General features: G+C 63.9%; 5 protein-coding genes. 2 read left to right on the forward strand and 3 right to left on the reverse strand.

Features of this window, described 5'->3' with window-relative positions; translation table 11 throughout:
- Positions 1-963: 2-oxoacid:ferredoxin oxidoreductase subunit beta (locus AC1P6P_RS14875; RefSeq protein ID WP_481403225.1), on the forward strand; the 963-nt coding region annotated here is incomplete at its 5' end.
- Positions 964-1,120: 157 nt separating this feature from the next.
- Here the strand turns inward: AC1P6P_RS14875 and AC1P6P_RS14880 are convergent.
- Together AC1P6P_RS14880 and epmA are read right to left on the reverse strand one after the other, a co-directional pair.
- Entirely contained in the window at positions 1,121-2,179 is a 1,059-nt protein-coding gene (locus AC1P6P_RS14880; RefSeq protein WP_481403226.1) for a lysine-2,3-aminomutase-like protein, read from the reverse strand.
- Entirely contained in the window at positions 2,176-3,219 is a 1,044-nt protein-coding gene (gene epmA / locus AC1P6P_RS14885) for an EF-P lysine aminoacylase EpmA (RefSeq protein WP_481403227.1), read from the reverse strand. Before epmA ends, AC1P6P_RS14880 begins: the two co-directional genes overlap by 4 nt.
- A gap of 87 nt (positions 3,220-3,306) precedes the next feature.
- Between epmA and efp the strand changes: the two genes are divergently transcribed.
- The gene (gene efp, locus AC1P6P_RS14890) at positions 3,307-3,876 is read left to right on the forward strand and encodes an elongation factor P (protein ID WP_481403228.1); all 570 of its coding nucleotides are present in this window, start codon (positions 3,307-3,309) and stop codon (positions 3,874-3,876) included.
- Between the two features lie 153 nt (positions 3,877-4,029).
- On the opposite strand, the gene AC1P6P_RS14895 is transcribed toward efp, so the two are convergent.
- Positions 4,030-4,323 (reverse strand): hypothetical protein (locus tag AC1P6P_RS14895; RefSeq protein WP_481403229.1); only part of this gene is annotated, 294 nt, incomplete at its 5' end.

Below are 4,323 nucleotides of genomic sequence, written 5' to 3' on the forward strand. Positions count from 1 at the left end.
ACGCTGTGCGCCGGCTGCGGCCACGATTCGATCAGCGCAGCCATCGTGCAGGCGTGCTTCGAACTTGCCATCGCGCCCCATCGCGTCGCCAAGATGTCGGGCATCGGCTGCTCGTCGAAGACGCCGGACTATTTCCTGGGGCAAGCGCACGGTTTCAATTCGGTGCACGGACGGATGCCGAGCGTCTTGACCGGCGCCGCGATGGCCAACCGCGACCTTCTCTATCTCGGCGTTTCCGGCGACGGCGACAGTGCCTCGATCGGGCTCGGCCAGTTCGTTCATGCGCTGCGGCGCGGCGTCAATATGGTCTATATTTGCGAGAACAATGGCGTTTACGGCCTGACCAAGGGCCAGTTCTCGGCCACCGCCGACCAGGGCTCGAAGTCAAAGGGCGGCGAGATGAACACCGATTCGCCGATCGATCTCGTTTCGATGGCGCTGCTCCTGGGCGCAACCTATGTGGCGCGCAGCTTCTCCGGCGACAAAAAACAGTTGGTGCCGTTGATCAAAGGCGCGCTGACGCACAAGGGCGCGGCGATCCTCGATGTCATCAGCCCGTGCGTAACCTTCAACAACCATTCCGGCTCGACCAAGAGCTTCGATTTCGTGCGCGAACACAACGCAGCGGTCAATGCGGTCGATTTCGTGCCGGAGGCCAAAGAAATCACCGCCGACTACGCCCCCGGCGCGAGCGAAACGGTGCGCCAGCATGACGGCTCGTATCTGAAGCTGGCCAAGCTGCGCGAGGATTACGATCCCTCCAATCGCATCACGGCGCTGGCGTATCTGCAGGAGCATCAGGCGCAAGGCGAACTCGTCACCGGCCTCATCTACGTCGAACCCGACGCGCCGGATCTGCACGAGCACCTCGGCACCAGCGACACCCCGCTGAACAAGCTGACGAAAAAAGAGCTGTGCCCGGGCGCCAAGGCGTTGGAAGTCGTGAACGGGGAATATCGGTAACGCCTGTCATCCCCGGCGGAGCAGACACGCGTTGGCGCGGATGCGACGGGAAGGGGACCCAGGTTACGACGCCTGCACGTCCTCGAAAAATGAAACGGGGCAAATCGCAGCGATTGCGGGGACCCGAGCCCGTGGGTCCCCTTCCCTCGCTTCGCGATCACCGCTCGCCGGGGATGACATTCTGCGGCGGATAGGCGTGCCACTTGCCTTCGTGGTCGCGGATGCGCCAGCCGGTTTCGGTCTTTTCGACGTCGCGGCTCTCGAGCGGCACCTTGGCGTAGCCGCCGGGGATGTCGAGCACGTAGCTCGGTATCGCCAGCCCCGACAGCCGTGCCCTGAGAGCCCGCATCAAGGTAAGGCCCTCGTCGATGGTGATGCGGAAATGGCTGGTGCCGGGGGCGAGATCGGGATGGTGCAGATAATACGGCTTGATGCGGGATTCGAGAAAGGTGCGCATCAACGCTTCCAAGGTGGAAATCTCGTCGTTGATGCCGCGCAGCAGCACCGACTGGCTGACCAGCGGAATGCCGGCATCCACTAACCGGGCGATGGCGCGGCGGGCCTCGGGGCCGAGTTCGCGCGGATGGTTGGCGTGTAGCGCGATCGCTGTGGCGGCACCGGGTACCAGAAGCGCCGCGATCATCTCGTCGGTGATGCGGGCGGGATCGACCACCGGCACGCGGCTGTGCCAGCGCAGCAGTTTTACATGCTTGATCGCGGCCAGACGCGCACTGACGTCGGCTATGCGCCGCGGCGACAGGATGAAGGGATCGCCGCCGGTAAACACCACCTCCCAGATTTCGGGATGGGCAGCGATATAGGCGATCGCGGCATCGAAATTATCCGGCGACAGCACCTGCTCGCCGGGCTGGCCGACAGTTTCGCGCCGGAAACAGAAGCGGCAATAGACCGGGCAGGCACCGACAATCTTGAACAAGGCGCGGTCGCGGTGGCGATGGACGATACCGGGCACGGGCGAATGGCGGGTGTCGCCGATCGGATCGGTCAGCTCCTCCGGCTTGGTCGTCAACTCGCGCACGCTGGGAACGAATTGGCGGGCGATGGGATCGAACGGATCGGAGCGGTCGATCAGACCGACCACCGTTTCGGTCAGCGCCACGGCGTACTTTTCCGCCACCGGCTCCAGCGCCGGCAGAGCCTCGTGCGCGACAAAGCCGCAATCGGCCAGGGTGTAGATGGATTTTAGAGCAGTCATGGTGCCGGGGTCCATAGCACGTCTTCGACCGAACGGGAGCCCGTCGCCAGCATGACGAGGCGGTCGAAGCCGAGGGCAACGCCGGACGCTTCCGGCATTTCGGCCAGGGCAGCGAGAAAATCCTCGTCGAGGGGATAGCGCTCGCCGTAAATGCGCTCCTTTTCCGCCATTTCGGCTTCGAAACGGGTGCGCTGTTCCACCGGGTCGGTGAGTTCCCCGAAGCCATTGGCGAGTTCCACGCCGCACACGTAGAGCTCGAAGCGTTCCGACACGCGGCAATCGTGAGCGGTGGCGCGCGCCAGCGCCGCTTCGCAGCGGGGATATTCGGTGAGCACCGTCGGGCGGCCTTCGCCGAGGCGGTCTTCAATATCGACGATGATCTTCGAGAAGATGTCGGCCCAGGTGTCGCTAGTGGCGACATCGTGCCTGGCAGCGCGCGCCGCCCTAGCCAGAGCGTCGCGGTTGCCCTGTCCGTCCTGGTCGAGCGTGGCCAGGAGATCGACACCGGCGTAGCGCTGGAAGACCTGCCCCACCGTCAGATGCTCCGGCGCGGCCAAGGGATCGCAGGTGCGGCCACGGAAGGAAAACGTCGCAAGGCCCGTGATCCCGGCCGCAATCCGGACAAGATCCACCGTGTCGGCGATCACGGCGGCGTAAGGTTCTTGCGCGCGATACCACTCCAGCATGGTGAATTCGGAAACATGCAGCGGCGAGCCGGTCTCGCGGTTGCGGAACACGCGGGCGAAATCGAAAATCCGCCTCTCGCCCGCCGCCAACAGCTTCTTGGCGGCGAATTCGGGTGAGGTATGCAGGTAAAGCGGCCGGCGGGTGCCATCGGCACCGATCAATTCGGTGGCGAAACCGGCCAAATGCGCCTCATTGCCAGGCGAAACGGCCAAAGCGCCGCATTCGACTTCGGTAAAGCCGTCGGCCTCGAAATGGGCCCGAAAAGCCTTTTTTATCAGGCCCCGTGCCGCCAGCGCCGGCCGCCGGTCGGCATGGCGGTGGGGCGCCCACCAGGGTGATCCCGTCTTGGCCAAAGCCTGCCGCTCCTGCTATACGCCCGTCTTCGCGGCCACGGGCCGCTTCGCTGCGGCAAGCCCGCCCGATCAGACGAGGAAATAAAAGTGGTTTCGGTTATCGCCAGCTCCGTGCGCAAAGGCAATGTCATCGAGAAGGACGGCAGGCTCTACATCGTCCTCAAGGCCGAAAGCTTCTTTCCCGGCAAAGGCACGCCGACGACCAGCATCGACATGCGGCGCATCGGCGACGGCGTGAAGGTGGTCGACCGCTACAAGACCACCGATAGCGTCGAACGCGCCTTCGTCGAGGAAAAGACCTATCAGTACCTCTACCAGGACGGCGAACACTATATCTGCATGGACCCGGAGAACTTCGAGCAGCTGCCGGTCGATTCCTCGGTGATCGGCGACCGCGCCCCGTACCTGCAGGAAAACATGGAAGTCACCCTGTCGCTGTTCAACGGCGTCGCGGTGGCGATCGAACTGCCGCAGCGCCTGACCTTCGAAGTGGTCGAGACCGAACCGGTGGTGAAGGGCCAGACCGCCTCGGGTTCATTCAAGCCGGCGCTTCTGTCCAACGGCGTGCGCACCATGGTGCCGACCCACATCGTGCCGGGCACCAAGGTCGTGGTGATGACCGAGGACGGCGCCTACATCGAGCGCGCCAAGGATTGATTTTCCGTCTTGCGGAAAAAGGAAAGGCCCGCGGGTTTCGCGGGCCTTTTTTTATTTGTGGGAAGCCTGGAGCCCCCTTCGTCCGCTTCGCGGCCACTTCCCCCACGCTCTACGTGCCTGAGGAGAAATGACCTCGCGCGCGGGGGCAGAAAATCAATCCGGGAACACCGCGACGATCTTCTCGAAAATCTCCGACCAGTGCTGGTCGATGAATTTGGTGAAGGCGGCGAAGGCAGATTTGACGTAGCCCTTGATCTCGGTTTCGAGCGCCCGCACTTCGGCCTTGGTCGGCGCGTGTTCGGCGAACTTCTTGGCGACATAGGCGCATGCCGCATTCACCACCCGGCGGATGATCTCCTCGTTGGCGAGGTTCGACGCCTCAAATCGGGCGCGCGCTTCGTCGAGACCGTGGAATACGGTCCCGGCCGACAGCCGGGCGGCGGCCGC

The organism is Rhizomicrobium sp. (assembly GCF_056722145.1).